We start from the raw sequence: 18,815 nt of genomic DNA on the forward strand, positions 1-18,815 counted from the left end.
ATCAGTGAACCTGAAAAAGAGATGAGAATCCTGATTAACCCTCTATAATTTGTACCGGATACAAATAGAAGGGTGACCGGATTACTCACTTTTTTGAACATCAATTGGATATGCGTCTTTCACTATTTCTTAATGAACTGGTTGGAGTCTAATTCCTGGAAAGCCAGGTTCAGTTCTTCTTTCGTGTTCATGACGATGGGACCGCCCCAGGCAATCGGTTCTTTTAACGGCCTGGCGGACAGGAGCAGGAAGCGGATACCCTTATCTGCGGCTTTGATCCAGAACTGGTTGCCATCACTGAAGAGAACAGCTTGCTTTTCGTCGATCAGATCATCAGGATTATCTATATTTTTGGCAGGGTCAAAAATAGCTTGGCCTGCAAAAATATATATAAACAGAGTGTCGTGAGGATCGTTTGAGAAGGACCATTCGTGACCAGCTGCAACTTCAACATCCAAGTAGGTAGCTTTGACATATTTTCCTTCGAAAGCCCCTCTTGTACCCAGATATTCACCGGCAACTATATGGATTCTATTGCCGTTTTCCTCAATGACAGGAATGTTTTCACATTTAATGTCACCGTAACCGGGATCGGTCATTTTGTCTTTGGCAGGAAGATTCAACCACAGCTGAGCGCCAAGCAGGCGGTCGCTAGCTTTCGGCATCTCCTGATGTATAATTCCAGATCCTGCAGTCATCCACTGGCAGTCGCCATCGAGAATGCTGCCACGATTACCCAGACTGTCACCATGCTCGATATCGCCCTTAATAAGATAGGTGATCGTCTCAATACCACGATGTGGATGCCAGGGGAATCCTTTTGTATAATCATCCGGGTTCGTAGAATCAAAGGCATCAAGCATCAGAAAGGGATCAAAGTCCTTCGTATCATTATAACCAAGGACACGGACCAACCTGACTCCTGCACCATCAACGGCTCTCTGACCACTTACGATTTTTTTAATTTCTCTTAATTGACTCATAATCTGTTTCCTTCTGATATGTCATAGGATGTATGAATTTTTCTGGTATTTTCTTGACAAAAAACGCAGAAAATAATTTTTAAATCTTTTTGAGGGTTTAGGGACAATTATTTAAACATGTAATAAAAAAACTTGCTTGCTTTACTGAAAAACTCATCGATTCTGCTCACAATTAGGTCTCCGGACCTTATCATTGAAAGTTTTAAAAAATAGAGGCATGGTAAATGATTATTTAATACAGCTAATTAAAAGACATATTATTTAAGAGATTGCAGTTTCAGAATTTTTATCTTTTGGCAGTGTCCCCATTTTGTCGTAAATTCGTCTGTACCCTGTATGGCAAAGAACCCATATTTATTTTCGCTCCTTGCAGCTTTCCACAGTCCAATCCCTTTACAAAGAAGATCCCATAATATTAATACAATGAAATGGGCCATGAATCCTGAGGCTCCCAGCGCATGCAGGATGTCACTAACACATTGAAGCTCCCAATAATGCATTGGTATATATCAAAATATAAAATTTTGGCATATCAACATAGATAATCGTTGATATTATAATCAGAGTATTTTAATAAGAAAAAATATTTTTAGTTATAAAAACAATATAAATAATAACATTTAAGTAGTTTTTATATTTTCTTTTTTAAGATATGATCCGTGTGAAACATTAATAAGTAGTGCCGACTACTATAAAGTAGTATGGTAATTCCTGTATTATTGAAATTCCTGGTCTTTATCATAAGCCTATCAATTTCAGGGTGTGTTTCACCTAGTGACCAGCCTGTTGATACTGTCACAAATATCAATGTGCCAACGGGACCCATTGCATACGTAGATACAGACGGAAATGCAAATTATAACTGTGATGGAGTAAATGACCATGTGGAAATCAACAAAGCACTTGAATATATCAATAGTATTGGCGGTGGAACTGTATACCTGAAGGGGCCAAATACATACTGGATAGATGGTACCCTGAAGATGGGATCAAACACCGTCCTTGCAGGAGATTCCAGTGCCTGTATCAAGCTCATACCAAATGCCGATTGGGGCGACTATGTGCCTTTGATCACCAACATGGAAGATGCAAATAAGAATTTTACAATCAAAGGATTCATAATAGATGGAAATAGTGAGAACCAGTCCGTTCCCCGGGGTTCAGGATACTATGACATGATCTATTTCCACAAATGTACTGACATAACTGTCACAAACATGCGTTTGCGATGGGGCACAAGTGATGGCCTGATTGTTAGGAACTACTTCCATGATATTCCTTCTAATATCGTTTTCGCGAATAATTCAGTATATAAGCTTGGACATGAAGCCTTGTATACCCTGGGACTTAATGGAGTTACAGTAGCTAACAACAATGTGTTCACGAGGACTAACACCGCCTTCAGACTATCAAGTTCAGGCCACGCTAAGATCTACAATAACATCATCCATTCAGAGATACAGGACTGGTCAACCGGACCAGGCATCGAGATCGACAAGAGTGATGGATACGAATCCGAGAATATAGAAATATACAGAAATCGGATCCACACCCTTAATGGTGCTGCTATCTGGATATTTGGAGAGGACACTGATAATGTAGTACGTGGCAAGGATGTGTACATACATCACAATATTATATATGATGTTGGCCAATACGATAAGTTTACCGGCTACAGCAACGCAGCGATCGTGATAGGACAGTTCAATAATACAGTAATAGAGAACAACGTCATTCATAATGGAGGCCATGCAGGAATTAAATACTACCAATACCCGAACACAGCCAGCATGAATGAATCGTTCACGACCATTGTCAGGAACAATGTTATATTGGGCTCTAATAAAAACAATGACAGGGGATTGTGGAACACTGATGAAATAAATCACACGTTCATATCAAATAACAACTGCATATACAATGTGGACCTGAACTATGATGGGGACGGTATAATCCACAAAGATGATATATATGTTGATCCACTGTTCGCCGACATGGCAAAACGTGATTACCATCTGAGAAGTGCTGCAGGCCGTTGGTCCGGCAATTCATGGATAAGTGATTCTGTAACAAGCCCGCTTATAGATGCTGGATATCCCGCATCGGGCTTCAGCCGGGAACCAGAACCCAACGGTGGTAGAATAAACATAGGCAGATATGGCAATACTAATGAAGCTTCCAAGAGCCCTTCGAGATAACACACAGAAAAGTGGACTACTGTTTGTAAATAAAATTTAAAATTGAAGCACATTTTCTGAAAGTAGCATAGACTAAACTTTAAGATCAAAAAAGACATTTTCAAATCCATGCAAATCATGCGTGATCATCCCACACTTTGGATAAAGGGCAATACTTCAGCTTCTCTCAAAGGCAAAACAATAGTACTTGCAGTGACCGGTAGCATCGCAGCCGTACGCACTGTGGAGCTTGCCCGTGAATTGATCCGCAGAGGTGCTGATGTATATGCTGTCATGAGCGAGGCTGCCTCATGGATACTTAATCCTATGGCTCTGCACTATGCTACCGGCCATGAAGTGATGACCCGGATTACCGGAGCTGTAGAACATGTGGAATTCTGCGGTATGAGCGGTAAAGCTGACCTGTTGCTCATAGCCCCCGCAACAGCCAACACCATTGGAAAAATAGCATCGGGAATAGATGATACGCCTGTTACGACATTCGCCACTACGGCCATTGGATCAAATATACCTGTAATGATAGTGCCTGCTATGCATGAAGCTATGTATAACCATCCAGCAGTGGCTGAAAATATAGAGATGATCAAATGTTGGGGCGTAGGGTTCATTGGACCTGACATAAAGGAAGGCATTGCCAAAATAGCCTCTAATGAAGACATAGTACTGCAGGTGGAAAGACAATTAGGCAGCAAAGAGCTTGCCGGCAGAAGACTTCTCATAACCAGTGGTTCCACAGCAGAACCCATTGATCCGATCCGAATACTTACCAACAGAGCATCGGGAAAGACAGGAGTAGAACTTGCTCTGGAAGCTTATCGGCGTTGTGCGGAAGTGACCATAGTACACCGCAACAGAATAGGATGTGCAGGTATCAAGGAGATATATGCTGAAAGCGCCTCTCAGATGACAGAAGCCGTTCTTGAAGAACTTGCCTACGGTTGTGATATACTAATCAGTGCTGCAGCGATAGCTGATTATACCCTTAACTCGGCAGATACGAAAATAAAATCAGGCGGGGAACTTACCCTGCACCTGAAACCGGTGGCCAAGCTTATAAACAAAGCAAGGGACGAATATCCTGACTTGCTCATTGCAGGCTTCAAAGCTGAAACAGGAACCAGTTTGGACGAGCTTCTTGAAAGAGCAATGCACACCCTTGAAACTTCAAAGCTCAATATGATAGTTGCAAACGAGGTAGGAAGCAGGGGTATCGGTACAGATGACAATGAAGTATATATCCTTACTCCAGAAGATACCGGCTACATCCACATAATAGGATCAAAAAGAGTGATAGCTTCTGCATTGCTGGATGAACTGAGCCACTTGCTAATATCAAGGAAGTAACCGACATGCAAGAAAGAAAATGGTCTGCGAAGGCTTTCGCTCCTGCACATATAACCGGCTTTTTTTGTATACACGACCATGAGGACAAGCGCAAAAAAGGGTCCACAGGTTGTGGCATTGTCCTTGACAGGGGGGCAGTCACCACTGCGACCTACACAGAAGAGCTTGAAGATACCCTGATATTCCTTAACGGCAAGCAGGTAGACGGCAACACTACGAGGACTGTTGTGAACATGCTTACAGATATACCCCTGCTCGTGGAAAGCGTGACGAACATGCCTATTGGATGCGGGTTTGGAGCATCTGGTGCCGGTGCCCTCAGTACGGCTTATGCAGTGAACGATGTATTATCACTAAACCTTACATCATCCGAAATAATTGAAACTGCACATGTGGCAGAGGTTGTAAACAGGAGTGGTCTTGGCGATGTGATAGCACAATCCTATGGAGGAGTTGTTATCCGTACCGCGCCAGGAGCACCGCAATACGGAGATGTGGACTGGATCCCTGCCGCAGGAAAAGAAGTGCTCTGTCTGGCACTTGGAGAGCTCGGCACAAGTTCTATCATATCAGACCCTGATCTTGCCTGGCGCATAAATTCGATGGGAAAAGGTTCAATGAAAAGGCTCATGAAATCACCTACTTTTGAGACTTTCATGCAATGCTCCCAGGATTTTGCCTTCGGTACAGGACTGGCATCCAATATAGTAACAGATATAATAGAAGCTGTAGGATCTGCAGGGGGCATAGCTTCCCAGGCTATGCTGGGTGAATCTGTTTTTGTAACGGTGGGCCCTGATAGAAGAGAAGCGGTGATAGAAGCACTCTCCGAATTTGGGGAGCCTTCAGCATATTATCTCAACAACTGCAGAGCAGGTCTTTTGTGACAAAAGACCTATTTAACATGTTGTTGCATTAAACTCTCAGGCAAATATTATCGAATTAATCTAAAAGGAAGGAATATGGAAAGGGAGACAGAAGATCGTGACACATATCCCTGAAGATCATCCAAGATATGCATCCCTGATAACCAGGGAAAAGATAGTAGAAGGTGTACAGGTAGGTATCACCAGCCAGCAAGGTCTTGTGGCACAGGGCAGGGGCGAAGCCTTTGATTATCTTATCGGTGAACGCACAATAGAGTCTGCTGTAATAGCAGAACGTGTGGCAGTAGCTTATTTGCTCACTGCTGAAAGACCGGTGATATCCATTAATGGGAACACTGCTGCCCTTGTACCAGGCAGCCTGGTGTCGCTGGCAGATGTATCAGAAGCAGAAATGGAAGTGAATCTGTTCCACCGCAGTGACGCGAGGGTCCACAGGATAATCGAACATCTGAAGGCACACGGAGCAGGAAATGTACTTGGTGCAAAAGGTGATGCACGACTTGACCTATCACATGACAGGGCTATAGTCGATCAGGAAGGTATATACGGAGCAGACGTGGTACTCGTACCTCTGGAAGATGGAGACAGGTGCCAGAAACTGGTGGAAATGGGCAAGGTGGTCATAGCTGTGGACCTGAACCCTCTGTCCAGAACTTCCCTGTCTGCAACTGTGACGATCGTCGATAACGTGACCAGAGCATTAGAGAACATGGTCTATTTCACAAAGGAAATGAAAAAGGATAATAAAGAACAACTCCGGGGGATCATTGATTCGTACGACAACCGGAAAGTGCTTGCTGATGCAATGTATGCCATCCAGGAAAATCTTAAGAACCAGGCTGCTCGCGAGGGAATCGAATGGATCTGATTGATCAGACTAGAGAATACGTATCAGAAGTACTCGCAGATGAGCCTAGTAGTCATGACATGCATCACATCGAGCGCGTAGAGAAGGTATGTATGCGCATAAGGGAAAAAGAAGGCGGTGATGAACAGGTGCTGCGCCTTGCTGCACTGCTTCATGATGTGGGTATTGTGAAAGAGCATCAGGAGGGAGGAGACCACGCGCAGTACAGTGCTGAGATAGCACAGGAATTCCTCACTGTCGCTGATGCTGATAAAGATCTTATAGAACATGTGACGGCTTGTATCCGGTCACACCGGTTCAGCCGCAGGCTTGAGGCTCAAACACTGGAAGCAAAGATATTGCAGGATGCTGATAGAATAGATGCACTTGGTGCTGTTGGCATTTTCAGATCTCTGGTTTCCATGGGTGCTTTGCGTGTCCTGAGGTTAAGCATCGGAACTATTAAGGAAACTTCGATGAACGCTTATAATGATGAACCTCTTGAAGGTTTCTATGAGTATATGGAAAAGAAGCCTTTCAAAATACTGGAAAGACTTAACACTGGCACTGCCAGAAAAATAGCAGAAGAGAGGCTAAAGATTATGCATGCATATCTTGATGCTCTAAAAGAAGAGACCTGCTACATCGAGTGATAAAAATGGCTGACATGATCATAACGAACGGGCATATCCTTACAATGGAGCCCGGCAAGGAACGCGAGTTCAGTAAAGGAATGGTGGTTATAGATGAAGGCATCATCACGGAAGTCAGAGAAAAAACGCAGGAGACTGCAGATATTATAGTGGATGCACAGGGAGGCATTGTTATGCCTGGTCTTGTGAACACACACACTCATGCTGCAATGACACTTTTCAGAGGATATGCAGATGATCTGCCCCTTTCCCAGTGGCTTCAGCAGCACATCTGGCCTGCAGAAGCAAAACTTACTGATAATGATATATATAATGGGACTCTGCTTGCATGCCTTGAGATGATCAAAAGCGGCACCACTTGCTTCAATGATATGTACTTCCATATGGATGAAACGGCAAAAGCGGTAGAAAAAGCCGGAATAAGGGCTGCTCTGTCCTATGGAATGATAGAGTTTGGAAATAAGGATAAAGCAGATGCGGAATTGAAGGAGGGAAGCAGGTTCGTGCAGAGGTGGCATGGCAAGGCAGATGGCAGGATCACAGCAATGTATGGACCACATGCACCTAATACCTGTTCCAGGGAATTCCTTCAAAGAGTTAAGGATAAAGCGAGAGAGGATGGTGTGAAGGTACATATCCATGTGCTGGAAACAGAGACTGAACTAAAAGAGATGAAAGAGAAGTATGGCATGTGCTCCATACACATGCTGAATAACATTGACTTCTTTGATAGCGATGTTATCGCCGCTCACTGTGTGTGGCTGTCTGATGGAGATATTAAGATACTGGCAGAGAAGGGAGTCAATATATCCCATAATCCTGTGAGCAACATGAAGCTTGCATCCGGCATTGCACCTGTGGAGAAGCTTCTGAAAAGTGGAGCAAACGTGTGCCTGGGAACCGATGGATGCGCCTCTAACAATAACCTGGATATGTTTGAGGAAATGAAAATAGCAGCATTACTGCAGAAGGTCAGCACCATGGACCCTACGGCACTACCTGCAAAAGAAGTGCTGAAAATGGCAACTGTCAACGGTGCCAAAGCACTGGGGATCAATGCAGGTATGATAAGAAAAGGAGCACTTGCAGATATAATAATAGTTGACAGGAACAAAGCCCATATGAGACCATTCTATGATGCTGCCTCTCATTTGGTATACAGTGCCAACGGGCAAGATGTGATGACAAGCATTGTCAATGGCAAATTACTAATGCAGGATTATGAAGTGCTTTGTATGGATGAGATGAAAATAATAGAGCAGGCAAGTGTGGCTGCAGAGGATCTTATACAAAGAGTAAATGAATAAAATTTTTATCAAATTTGTTTTTTGGAGATATTAACATGCACAAAAAAGAACTTATAGAATACGGCGATCAGAAAATAGAATGGGCTCGTGCTCATATGCCGGTGTTGGAAATAATAAGAAAGAGTTTCGAGAAAGAAAAACCTCTGGAAGGACGTAGGATCGCAATGGCCCTGCATGTGGAGGCAAAGACTGCAGTGCTTGTGGAAACACTGGCTGTAGGGGGTGCAGAAGTAGCGATCACAGGATGCAACCCTTTAAGCACGCAGGATGATGTATCTGCTGCGCTGTGCACACGAGACAATATCAGCTCATGTGCAAAATATGAATGCAGCAATGAAGAATATTATGCTGCGATGGATAAAGTACTCGCAATAGAACCTGATATTACAATAGATGATGGTGCAGATCTCATATTCAAGCTGCACACAGAAAGACAGGAATTGCTACCCAATATACTGGGAGGATGCGAGGAAACCACTACAGGCATACACAGGCTGAAAGCTATGGAAAAAGACGGAGCCTTGAAAATGCCGGTTATGGCTGTCAACGATGCTATGACAAAGTTCATGTTCGACAACAGATATGGGACCGGACAATCATCCTGGGATGGGATAATGCGGACCACGAACCTGCTGGTGGCAGGCAAGAACGTTGTTGTAGGAGGCTACGGATGGTGCGGCAAGGGAGTTGCCATGCGTGCAAAAGGCCTTGGAGCTAATGTGATAGTCACAGAGATAGACCCGATACGCGCCCTTGAGGCAAAGATGGATGGCAATCTGGTGATGCCCATGAAAGAAGCGGCAAAGATAGGTGATATCTTTGTGACGACTACAGGGAACCGTGATATCATAACCAGGGAACATTTTGAAGTAATAAAGGACGGGGCTATCCTTTCCAACTCGGGCCATTTCAATGTTGAGATCGACCTGGAGAATCTGGAGGATATGGCAAAAGGCGTGCGTACTGTGCGCAAGAACATAAAAGAATATGATCTTGGCAGCAGGAAAGTGTATGTACTTGCAGATGGCAGACTGGTGAACCTGGCTGCAGGCGATGGACATCCTGCCGAAGTAATGGATATGAGCTTTGCTAACCAGGCCCTCTGTGTGAGACACATAGCAGAGAATAAGCTTGCCAACGGAGTACATGCTGTACCCAAAGAGATCGATATGCATGTAGCCGAACTGAAACTCATGTCAATGGGGGTCGCTATCGACTCACTGAGCGAGGCACAATGCGAATACATGTGTGGATGGAAGTCTGGAACTTAAAGTAATTACTACAACATGCTGCTGAAAGGAAAAAGGTTACCGAAATAGTTTAGAGAGGAGAAAGGAATAGAAATAAGTAATGAAACAAACATGAGTAACGCCTGGAATGTTCTTTAATGGTTTGGGATATTGACAGAATATCCATCCCAAACCTGTTTAGTCCTGTTGTGTGCCTGCGAAATGTATATATAGAATAAATACGTCTTGGGGGTCTACACCGAACTGATGCGAAAGTGAAAGGCAAAAGGACATGCAAACAAGATGGGCTCGTAGCTCAGTCAGGCAGAGCGTCTGGCTTTTAACCAGACGGCCTAGGGTTCAAATCCCTACGAGCCCGCCATGAAAACCATGGAGTTATAGTACATGTTTTTTGCCAATTAATCCACGTGCACATTTTTTGAGGGAGGAGAAAATTTGAATAAGTTCAACCTGCTCGACAATGAACTGATCCCAAAACATGAGATATTGGGTGAGGATGAGTTGAAATCTGTTCTAAAACGCTACAAGATAGAGAGAGAACAATTCCCAAAGATAAAAATCAATGATCCTGTAGTGCAAGAAATTGGCGCATCGGTCGGAGATGTTGTTAAGATAACCAGGAATAGCCAGACGGCCGGACAGGCACTTTATTACAGACTTGTAATAGAGTGAGAAAACATCAAATGAGAGCATTTTCTTTTTATATCACAACTGTATCGTGGTTGTGCTACATAATGTTTTTCATACCTTTCTATCAATCAATTAGGTGTAATCATCATTTAAGAGGGCAGTAAAGTGTCAGAGGCATATTTTACCAGGGACAAAATAGTTCAGCACCATATCGACTCTTATAATAAATTCCTTGAAAGTGGTCTACAGAATATTATTAACGAACAAGGAATAATTGAGACCGATATAGAAGACGTATATATTAAACTAGGGAACATCAGAGTGGAGAAGCCTGTAGTAAAAGAAGCGGATGGAGCTATTGAAAAGTTATATCCGAACGAAGGAAGATTGCGCAATCTTTCCTATTCAGCTCCCATATTCCTGCAGATGAGCGTAGTGCAGGGGGAAGAAGAATCTGAACCTGTGGAAGCAAAGATCGGGCAATTACCCGTAATGATAAAATCCTCAATATGCAACCTTGTGGAACTCAATGAAAAAGAAATGATAGATTATGGCGAGGACCCACTTGATCCCGGAGGATATTTCATAGTGAACGGTACCGAAAGGGTTGTTATGACCCTTGAAGACCTCGCCCCTAACAAAATACTGACGGAGTATGGCGAGAGATATGGCGACATGATAGAAGTTGCCAAGGTATTCTCCCAAAGAAGAGGCTATAGAGCTCTCGTAGTAGTGGAAAGAGGACGCAAATCCCTACTGGAAGTATCTTTCCCATCGATATCAGGCCGCATCAATTTTATAACTTTAATGAGAGCATTGGGAGTGGAAACTGACCAGGATCTTGTAAATACAGTGTCAAGCGACCCTGAGATCATGAAATTCATGCTCGAAAACTTGGAAGAGGCAGAAGTAGCCACTACCCGTGAAGCCATTGAAAAGATAGGCACAAGGGTTGCGGCAGGTCAGGCCCGTGATTACCAGATGAAACGTGCAAACTATGTAATGGATAGATATTTGCTGCCTCACCTTGGAAATGAACCTAAGGACAGGTTCGCAAAGGCATATTTCATTGGAAGGATGGCTGAATCCTGCTTTGAACTTGCCCTTGGGAAGCGTTCCGAAGATGATAAGGACCACTATTCCAACAAAAGGCTAAAGCTGACAGGTGATCTGATGGAAGACCTTTTCAGAGTAGCGTTCAATCGCCTGGCCAGAGATGTAAAATACCAGCTGGAAAGAGCTAATATGAGGAACCGTGAGTTGAACGTGGTAACCCTTGTCAGGGCCGATGTACTTACTGACAGATTACAACATCCTCTTGCAACAGGTAACTGGGTGGGGGGCAGAACAGGTGTGTCCCAGCTTTTGGACAGAACAGATTATATTTCAACCCTTTCACACCTCAGACGTGTGATCTCCCCTCTCTCAAGAGCACAACCTCACTTTGAGGCTCGTGATTTGCATCCCACACAATGGGGAAGATTATGCCCATCTGAAACTCCGGAAGGACCTAACTGTGGACTAGTTAAGAATTTTGCCCAAATGGTAGAATTATCTACTGGTATTGATGATAAAAGCGTTCTTAAGAAAGTACTTCTCGATCTGGAAGTAAAACCAAATATCCCACATCATCTACTGGAAAAAGTGGTGGAATATGACACAGAACTTGAAGAGTATACTGAAGAATTTGATACAATTCCACATGAGGAAGAGAAGCCTGATTTAGGATATACCGACTATTCAGATATGGATGATGGAATGGGAGGCTTTGCAGATGACTGAAGCAAAAGTGTTTTTGGACGGGGAACTCATCGGTACCCACAGTAATCCACAGGACCTTGTGGAGAACATTCGCAAACAAAGGAGAAGTGGAGTAATATCCCGACAGGTCAATGTGACCCTTAATGAGGATATCCATGAGGTCATCATTAACTCCGATATAGGAAGGGCCAGAAGGCCATTAATAGTAGTTCGGGATGGAAAGTCTTTACTGACCGAGGATCACAAGGAGTCTCTGAAGAATAGAGAGACAACCTATGATGATCTGGTAAAGGAAGGTGTCGTTGAATATCTGGATGCTGAAGAAGAAGAGAATGCCTTTATCGCCCTTACAGAGCCTCAGATAGTGCCAAAGAACACACATCTTGAGATAGACCCCAGTCTTATTCTGGGGATCTGTACAGGCATGGTGCCTTACCCCGAACACAATGCATCTCCTCGTAATACCATGGGAGCAGCCATGGTAAAGCAGTGTATAGGTGTGTCCACATCCAACACAAAACTAAGACCTGATACACGTGCACACGTTCTGCACTATCCTCAGAAAGCCCTTGTAAGAACCATGACCTGCGAGAACATTGCATTTGATGAAAGGCCTGCAGGGCAGAACTTCGTGGTGGCTGTGATGTCATTCGAAGGCCATAATATCGAAGACGCTCTGGTCTTTAACAAAGGCTCTATTGAAAGAGGTCTTGGAAGAAGCCATTTCATCCGGACGTTCGAAGGCGAGGAAAGGAGATACCCGGGAGGGCAGGAAGACAAGTTTGAGATACCTGATTCCGAGTATAGAGGAGCCCGCAGTCCTGAAGCATATTCTAATCTGGATGTGGATGGTCTTGTAAACCCTGAAACTTTGGTAGGACCAAACGACGTCCTGATCGGTAAGACAAGTCCCCCTCGTTTCCTTGAGGAACAGTCTGATTTTGGTATTACCGTTGAACAGCGCAGAGAAAGCGCAATAACAATGCGTTCTAATGAAAAAGGTATCGTTGACACCGTAATTCTCACAGAGTCAATAAATGGTACTCGCCTTGCAAAAGTAAAGGTAAGGGACCAGAGAATACCTGAGATTGGAGACAAATTCGCTTCCAGACATGGACAGAAAGGAGTTATCGGCCTTATAGTACCCTACCAGGACATGCCTTTTACAGAGAATGGGATAGTTCCCGACCTTGTCATCAATCCACATGCTATCCCCTCTCGTATGACTGTGGGACATGTGCTTGAGATGATAGGTGGAAAAGTAGGTTCCATGGAAGGCAGGCGTATCGATGCAACTGTTTTTGCCGGGGAGAATGAAGAGGATCTGCGTGCAGGCCTTAAAAGACAGGGATTTGCCCATACCGGAAAAGAAGTGTTCTTCGATGGTGTCACAGGAAAGAGAATACCTGCTGATGTATTCGTAGGCGTTATCCTTTACCAGAAACTACATCATATGGTCGCCTCAAAGATACACGCCAGGTCCCGCGGGCCTGTACAGGTGCTCACACGCCAGCCAACAGAAGGCAGAGCAAGAGAGGGTGGTCTGAGGTTCGGAGAAATGGAGCGTGATGTTCTTGTTGGACACGGGGCTGCCATGACGCTGAAGGAAAGACTGCTTGATGAATCTGACAAGGTTGTTGAACTTGTCTGCGGACACTGCGGTATGATAGCAACCTTTGATCGCAAAAGGAACATAAGATATTGCGCAAGCTGCGGCGCTGAAACTGATATACACCCAGTAGAAATGAGCTATGCCTTCAAGCTGTTACTTGATGAGATCAAGTCGCTGGGAGTTGCACCGAGACTGAAGTTAGACGATGCTGTGTGAAGGTGATAGAAAATGGATACACTACCCTCCATACCTAAAAGGATATCTGCAATACAATTTGGCCTGATATCTCCAAGAGAGGTAAGGAAAATGAGCGTTACCAACATCATTACTGCAGATACCTATGATGATGATGGTTACCCTATAGATATGGGACTAATGGACCTTAGACTGGGAGTTATAGATCCCGGACTTAAATGCAAGACCTGTTCAAGTAGGGCAGGAGAATGCCCTGGGCATTTTGGACATATAGAGCTGGTTGCCCCAGTAGTACATGTGGGATTTAACAAGACAATCCGCAAAGCATTACGCTCTATATGCCGCAATTGCAGTGCCCTTTTGCTGGAACCGTCTCAGAAAAAGAATTTCCTTACTCAGATCGATAAACTCCATGAAATGGGACATCTGCCGGACCCTGTGATTAATGACGTTTTTAAGGAGGCAAGGAAGACAAAAGTCTGTCCACATTGTGGGACTGAGCAGTTAGAGATCAAGTTCGAAAAACCCACTGAATACATAGAGGATGGGCACAAGCTAACACCTACAGAGATAAGGGACAGGTTCGAGAACATATCAGATGATGATGTGAAAGTGATCGGAATGGACCCTTCATGTGCCAGGCCGGAGTGGATGATCCTTACAGTATTACCCGTGCCGCCTGTAACAGTCAGACCATCCATCACACTTGAGTCCGGCCAGCGCAGTGAAGATGACCTGACCCACAAACTTGTGGATATAATACGTATAAACCAGCGTTTCCAGGAGAACAGGGATGCAGGAGCGCCACAACTTATCATAGAAGATCTGTGGGAACTGTTGCAGTACCATGTGACCACTTTCTTTGACAACGAAGTATCAGGCGTTCCACCGGCAAGACACAGATCCGGAAGACCTCTGAAGACACTTACCCAGCGTCTCAAAGGAAAGGAAGGACGTTTCAGGGGAAGCCTGTCAGGTAAACGTGTAAACTTCTCTGCACGTACCGTAGTGTCACCTGACCCAAACCTTAGCATCAACGAAGTTGGAGTACCCGAAGCCATAGCTATTCAGATGACCATTCCTGAAAGAGTCATCGAGAGAAATATAGAGCTTCTAAGAATGTATATCCTTAAGGGAAGCGATGTCCACCCCGGGGCAAACTATGTGATCCGCCCGGATGAGAGACGTATAAAGATAACGGAGAACAACAAGGAAGAGCTGGCCGAGAAAGTAGAGAAAGGATGGGTTGTTGAGAGACAACTGATGGATGGAGATACCGTACTATTCAACAGGCAGCCATCTCTGCATAAGATGAGTATTATGGCCCATCAGGTGAAAGTCCTTCCTAACAAAACATTCAGGCTTAATCCTGCAGTGTGCCCCCCATACAACGCTGACTTTGATGGGGATGAGATGAACATGCACGTGCTACAAACTGAGGAATCAAGAGCTGAAGCAAGTATACTCATGCAGGTGCAGGAAAATATCCTTTCACCACGTTTCGGCGGACCTATCATTGGGGGCATCCACGATCATATATCGGGTATGTTCCTGCTTACAAGGAACGAGAACCGGATAACCAAGAACGAAGCTTTGGAGCTTCTTAGAAAGGCAGAGATAAGAGAATTACCAGAGCCTGCGGGATATAAGGAGACCGGAGAACCCTATTGGAATGGGAAGCAAATATTCAGCCAGATACTTCCGAAAGGACTTAATGCAGAATTCCCTGCTGAAGTGTGTTTTAAATGTGATGTTTGTAAGAAGGAAGCCTGTGAATACAATGCATATGTTGTGATCCGCAATGGAGAGATGATACAAGGCACAATCGATGAAAGGGCGATAGGGGCTTTCAAAGGTATCATACTTGACAAGGTAGTAAAGACATACGGTACTACAGCTGGTGCTAAATTTATAGATGATTTTACCAGGCTTGCCATAAGAGGCGTAATGAAGACTGGCCTGAGCTTTGGTATCAGTGATGAGGATATTCCGGAAACTGCCAAGAAAAATATAAAGGAAGTTCTGACTAAAGCCGAGAGTGAAGTCCAAGACCTTATCGCAGCTTACGAGGCAAAAGAACTGGAACCTTTGCCAGGAAGGACCCTTGACGAAACCATTGAAATGAAGATCATGCAGACCCTGGGTAAGGCAAGGGACCAGACAGGTAACATTGCAGGTAATGAGCTTGGTCTGGAAAATTCTGCTGTGATAATGGCCAAGTCCGGAGCAAGAGGTTCCATGCTGAACCTCACACAGATGGCTGCCTGCGTTGGACAGCAGGCAGTGCGTGGTGAACGTATCAGGAGAGGATATGCAGGAAGAACACTTCCTCACTTTGACAAAGGAGATCTGGGAGCCGATGCACATGGATTTGTCAAAGCCAGCTATAAAAGTGGATTATCTCCTACTGAATACTTCTTCCACTCCATAGGAGGACGTGAAGGTCTTGTGGACACTGCGGTACGTACATCCCAGTCAGGATATCTGCAAAGAAGACTGGTAAACGCTCTCCAAGACCTTGAAGTGCAATATGATGCTACTGTGAGAGAAACGAGGGGTGTTATAGTGCAGTTCAAGTACGGAGAAGATGGTATAGACTCAACTAAGAGCGACTACAGTAAGCCTGAAAACGTACATAAGATAGTAGAAGCAGTGACAGGAAAGAAGGTGAACTGAAAATGGCTTTGATCGAATCTACGATAGATTCAATGCTTAGTAACCTTGACCTGCCTTTGAACATCCTCCAGACAATTAAAGAAGATGTAATTAAAGCAGGAGTCAACAAAAAGGAGCTTGAGGAGATCATCGAGAAGGTTAAGGAAAGTTACGAGTATGCAAAAGTAGAACCTTGCGAAGCTGTGGGAGTGGTATCAGCCCAGTCAATAGGAGAACCGGGCACTCAGATGACGATGCGTACTTTCCACTACGCCGGTGTGGCTGAGATCAACGTTACATTAGGACTTCCCCGTCTTATAGAAATAGTTGATGCAAGAAAGGAACCAAGCACTCCAACAATGACAATATCCGTTCTGGAAGAATATGCACAGGACAGAGATAAGGTACGAAAACTCGCATGGGAAATAGAGGCTACACACATAGATCAACTAGCAGATGTTACCACCGATCTGCTGAATATGCAGCTAATAATAGACCTTCATGAAAAGACCTTGAACCATAGAAGCATAAGTGTAGATGAACTTATCGAAAAACTGAGTGATAAGTTGGATGTACAGGTAAGATTGTCCGAAAACATTGAGAACCAACTCATTGTGAACCCAAAAGAGCCTTCGTACAGAGAACTCTTACAGATGGCAAAGAACATTAACAGTATCACCTTGAAGGGGATAGAAGGAGTCAAAAGAGTGGTGATACGCAAGGATAGTGACGAATATATGCTCTACACCGAAGGTTCCCAGCTGAAGAAAGTGTTGGAGGTGGAAGGTGTAGACATAAGTCGTACCTATACAAACAACATTAGTGAGATATACGATGTATTCGGGATAGAGGCTGCAAGGAATGCTATTATCAAGGAAGCTACCAGTACGTTGGGAGAACAGGGTCTTACAGTGGATATCAGACACATAATGCTGGTTTCTGATATCATGTGCTGTGATGGTGAAGTCAAGCAGATAGGCCGTCATGGTATTTCAGGTGAAAAGGCTAGTGTATTTGCACGTGCTGCTTTTGAGGTAACTGTGAACCATCTGCTTGATGCAGGAATGCGCGGCGATATTGATGAGCTAAATGGTGTCACAGAGAACATTATAGTAGGACAGCCTATTAAACTTGGAACTGGAGATGTACACCTGGTAGCTAAATAACGTTCCAAAATGGTTTATGTATTACAGAAGAGCAACCAGAAAGTAAATATAAGGATTCACTTATTAGGATACAGACCTTAGGTTTAAATTGCACAAGAGATGGTATATATGGCTATTAATATCGACAAAGCATTGATCAAGGCGATAAGGACAGGAAAGGTGGTGATCGGCTCTAAGAGCACCATCATCGCTGCTGTTAGTGGAAAAGCGAAAATAGTAGTTCTTGCTTCCAACTGCCCGACAGAAATAAGAGCACAGATCGAGTCTACAGATGTACCTGTACTAAATTATTCCGGTACGAACATGGAACTTGGTCCTGTTTGCGGAAAGCCTTTTGTGATCGCTGCCCTTGCGATCCTTGAAACGGGTGAATCCGATATTCTTGCAGCAGCTTGAAAGGAGTTGCTTGACTTGAGCGAGATCAGGCTGTCAACAGAAGGAATAAGATACATCGCATTATTTGAAAGTGTAACAGGTGCAACTGTGAAAGATTGCATTGTTGAAGACGACCGTATAATATATGTGGTGAAAGCAGGTGACATGGGAGCAGCCATTGGAAGAAATGGTGACCACATAAACCGTATAAAGAAAACTGTTGACAAGCAAGTTGAACTCGTTGAATATTCAGATGATCCGGTCATATTCATAAAGAATGCTTTTGGCCCAGTAACTGTTAAGTCGGTGAACATTACCACAAGAAAAGATAAACGTGTGGCTTATGCAGATGTCTCTAACAAGGAAAAAGGACTGGCCATCGGACGTGAAGGAAAGAACATCGGAAAAGTAAAAATGGTTGCACAAAGGCACCATGATATAGATGATGTTATACTCCAGTGACTTATAACAGGATCAGGGTAAAGCACAACATTATTGTGATGAAATCTTGGAGGAAATATTATGCCAAATGGAAAATATGCAGCTCATACTTTAAAGAGCATTCGTCAAAATGCAAGGTGGAAGGACACCCAGTATAACAGGCGTACTCTTGGTCTGAACGTAAAAGCTGACCCCCTTGGAGGAGCTCCACAGGGAAGAGGGATAGTACTTGAAAAGCTAGGAATAGAGGCAAAGCAGCCTAACTCTGCTATAAGGAAATGTGTGAGGATACAGCTGATCAAAAATGGTCGTCAGGTATCTGCATTCTGCCCCGGGGACGGTGCTATCAACTTCATTGACGAACACGACGAAGTTACAGTAGAGAGAATTGGCGGACGCATGGGCGGTGCAATGGGAGATATCCCGGGTGTGCGTTTCAAGGTTATTGCAGTTAACAATGTGTCCCTGAACGAGATGGTCATTGGCCGCAAAGAGAAACCAAGGAGATGAT

General features: G+C 44.1%; 17 protein-coding genes and 1 tRNA gene. 16 read left to right on the top strand and 2 right to left on the bottom strand.

The window, feature by feature from the left end:
* Positions 1-122 precede the first annotated feature (122 nt).
* Both METHO_RS09135 and METHO_RS14410 read right to left on the bottom strand, forming a co-directional pair.
* Positions 123-983 (bottom strand): pirin family protein, encoded by an 861-nt coding sequence (locus METHO_RS09135; RefSeq protein WP_015325249.1) that lies wholly within the window; start codon positions 981-983, stop codon positions 123-125.
* A 257-nt stretch (positions 984-1,240) separates the two neighbouring features.
* A complete protein-coding gene (locus tag METHO_RS14410; protein ID WP_015325250.1) occupies positions 1,241-1,483 on the bottom strand; it encodes a DUF5652 family protein in 243 nt (80 codons plus the stop codon).
* 201 nt (positions 1,484-1,684) lie between these two features.
* Here METHO_RS14410 and METHO_RS09145 point away from each other — a divergent pair, with 201 nt between their 5' ends.
* The 16 genes from METHO_RS09145 (at position 1,685) to METHO_RS09220 (ending at position 18,814) form a co-directional block, all read left to right on the top strand.
* Positions 1,685-3,181 carry a right-handed parallel beta-helix repeat-containing protein gene (locus METHO_RS09145; protein ID WP_015325251.1) on the top strand — a complete coding sequence of 499 codons (1,497 nt, stop codon included), beginning with the start codon at positions 1,685-1,687 and terminating at the stop codon, positions 3,179-3,181.
* 108 nt (positions 3,182-3,289) lie between these two features.
* Positions 3,290-4,525: a bifunctional phosphopantothenoylcysteine decarboxylase/phosphopantothenate--cysteine ligase CoaBC gene (gene coaBC, locus METHO_RS09150; protein ID WP_015325252.1), complete on the top strand. Its 1,236-nt coding sequence runs from the start codon at positions 3,290-3,292 to the stop codon at positions 4,523-4,525.
* Positions 4,526-4,530: 5 nt separating this feature from the next.
* On the top strand, positions 4,531-5,412 hold the full coding sequence (locus tag METHO_RS09155) for a pantoate kinase (protein WP_015325253.1): 882 nt from the start codon (positions 4,531-4,533) through the stop codon (positions 5,410-5,412).
* 97 nt (positions 5,413-5,509) lie between these two features.
* Complete coding sequence (locus METHO_RS09160) at positions 5,510-6,280, top strand: 4-phosphopantoate--beta-alanine ligase (RefSeq protein ID WP_015325254.1); 771 nt, start codon at positions 5,510-5,512, stop codon at positions 6,278-6,280.
* Positions 6,271-6,912, top strand: coding sequence for an HD domain-containing protein (locus METHO_RS09165; RefSeq protein ID WP_015325255.1), 642 nt, complete (start codon positions 6,271-6,273; stop codon positions 6,910-6,912). The genes METHO_RS09160 and METHO_RS09165 overlap by 10 nt, the downstream gene beginning before the upstream one ends.
* A 5-nt stretch (positions 6,913-6,917) precedes the next feature.
* Positions 6,918-8,219, top strand: coding sequence for an amidohydrolase family protein (locus tag METHO_RS09170; protein WP_015325256.1), 1,302 nt, complete (start codon positions 6,918-6,920; stop codon positions 8,217-8,219).
* 35 nt (positions 8,220-8,254) lie between these two features.
* The gene (locus METHO_RS09175; RefSeq protein ID WP_015325257.1) at positions 8,255-9,490 is read left to right on the top strand and encodes an adenosylhomocysteinase; all 1,236 of its coding nucleotides are present in this window, start codon (positions 8,255-8,257) and stop codon (positions 9,488-9,490) included.
* A 263-nt stretch (positions 9,491-9,753) separates the two neighbouring features.
* Positions 9,754-9,830 (top strand) — tRNA-Lys (locus METHO_RS09180).
* Between the two features lie 74 nt (positions 9,831-9,904).
* Positions 9,905-10,141 (top strand): DNA-directed RNA polymerase subunit H, encoded by a 237-nt coding sequence (locus METHO_RS09185; protein WP_015325258.1) that lies wholly within the window; start codon positions 9,905-9,907, stop codon positions 10,139-10,141.
* A 123-nt stretch (positions 10,142-10,264) separates the two neighbouring features.
* Positions 10,265-11,881 carry a DNA-directed RNA polymerase subunit B'' gene (locus METHO_RS09190; RefSeq protein ID WP_015325259.1) on the top strand — a complete coding sequence of 539 codons (1,617 nt, stop codon included), beginning with the start codon at positions 10,265-10,267 and terminating at the stop codon, positions 11,879-11,881.
* Positions 11,874-13,688: a DNA-directed RNA polymerase subunit B gene (gene rpoB / locus METHO_RS09195; RefSeq protein WP_015325260.1), complete on the top strand. Its 1,815-nt coding sequence runs from the start codon at positions 11,874-11,876 to the stop codon at positions 13,686-13,688. Before METHO_RS09190 ends, rpoB begins: the two co-directional genes overlap by 8 nt.
* A 12-nt stretch (positions 13,689-13,700) precedes the next feature.
* The gene (locus METHO_RS09200; protein ID WP_015325261.1) at positions 13,701-16,343 is read left to right on the top strand and encodes a DNA-directed RNA polymerase subunit A'; all 2,643 of its coding nucleotides are present in this window, start codon (positions 13,701-13,703) and stop codon (positions 16,341-16,343) included.
* 2 nt (positions 16,344-16,345) lie between these two features.
* Positions 16,346-17,488 carry a DNA-directed RNA polymerase subunit A'' gene (rpoA2, locus tag METHO_RS09205; RefSeq protein WP_015325262.1) on the top strand — a complete coding sequence of 381 codons (1,143 nt, stop codon included), beginning with the start codon at positions 16,346-16,348 and terminating at the stop codon, positions 17,486-17,488.
* A 108-nt stretch (positions 17,489-17,596) separates the two neighbouring features.
* The gene (locus tag METHO_RS09210) at positions 17,597-17,884 is read left to right on the top strand and encodes a 50S ribosomal protein L30e (protein WP_015325263.1); all 288 of its coding nucleotides are present in this window, start codon (positions 17,597-17,599) and stop codon (positions 17,882-17,884) included.
* A 15-nt stretch (positions 17,885-17,899) separates the two neighbouring features.
* The gene (locus METHO_RS09215) at positions 17,900-18,325 is read left to right on the top strand and encodes a NusA-like transcription termination signal-binding factor (RefSeq protein WP_015325264.1); all 426 of its coding nucleotides are present in this window, start codon (positions 17,900-17,902) and stop codon (positions 18,323-18,325) included.
* A 60-nt stretch (positions 18,326-18,385) separates the two neighbouring features.
* Positions 18,386-18,814 carry a 30S ribosomal protein S12 gene (locus tag METHO_RS09220; protein ID WP_015325265.1) on the top strand — a complete coding sequence of 143 codons (429 nt, stop codon included), beginning with the start codon at positions 18,386-18,388 and terminating at the stop codon, positions 18,812-18,814.
* Position 18,815 lies beyond the last annotated feature (1 nt).

The organism is Methanomethylovorans hollandica DSM 15978, from assembly GCF_000328665.1.
GTDB classification, from domain to species: Archaea; Halobacteriota; Methanosarcinia; order Methanosarcinales; family Methanosarcinaceae; genus Methanomethylovorans; species Methanomethylovorans hollandica.

Coding starts and splice junctions, on each gene's coding strand:
- METHO_RS09135 (WP_015325249.1), bottom strand. CDS start 983: ATGAGTCAATTAAGAGAAATTAAAAAAATCGTAAGTGGTCAGAGAGCC.
- METHO_RS14410 (WP_015325250.1), bottom strand. CDS start 1,483: ATGCATTATTGGGAGCTTCAATGTGTTAGTGACATCCTGCATGCGCTG.
- METHO_RS09145 (WP_015325251.1), top strand. CDS start 1,685: ATGGTAATTCCTGTATTATTGAAATTCCTGGTCTTTATCATAAGCCTA.
- coaBC (WP_015325252.1), top strand. CDS start 3,290: ATGCAAATCATGCGTGATCATCCCACACTTTGGATAAAGGGCAATACT.
- METHO_RS09155 (WP_015325253.1), top strand. CDS start 4,531: ATGCAAGAAAGAAAATGGTCTGCGAAGGCTTTCGCTCCTGCACATATA.
- METHO_RS09165 (WP_015325255.1), top strand. CDS start 6,271: ATGGATCTGATTGATCAGACTAGAGAATACGTATCAGAAGTACTCGCA.
- METHO_RS09170 (WP_015325256.1), top strand. CDS start 6,918: ATGGCTGACATGATCATAACGAACGGGCATATCCTTACAATGGAGCCC.
- METHO_RS09175 (WP_015325257.1), top strand. CDS start 8,255: ATGCACAAAAAAGAACTTATAGAATACGGCGATCAGAAAATAGAATGG.
- rpoB (WP_015325260.1), top strand. CDS start 11,874: ATGACTGAAGCAAAAGTGTTTTTGGACGGGGAACTCATCGGTACCCAC.
- METHO_RS09200 (WP_015325261.1), top strand. CDS start 13,701: ATGGATACACTACCCTCCATACCTAAAAGGATATCTGCAATACAATTT.
- rpoA2 (WP_015325262.1), top strand. CDS start 16,346: ATGGCTTTGATCGAATCTACGATAGATTCAATGCTTAGTAACCTTGAC.
- METHO_RS09210 (WP_015325263.1), top strand. CDS start 17,597: ATGGCTATTAATATCGACAAAGCATTGATCAAGGCGATAAGGACAGGA.
- METHO_RS09220 (WP_015325265.1), top strand. CDS start 18,386: ATGCCAAATGGAAAATATGCAGCTCATACTTTAAAGAGCATTCGTCAA.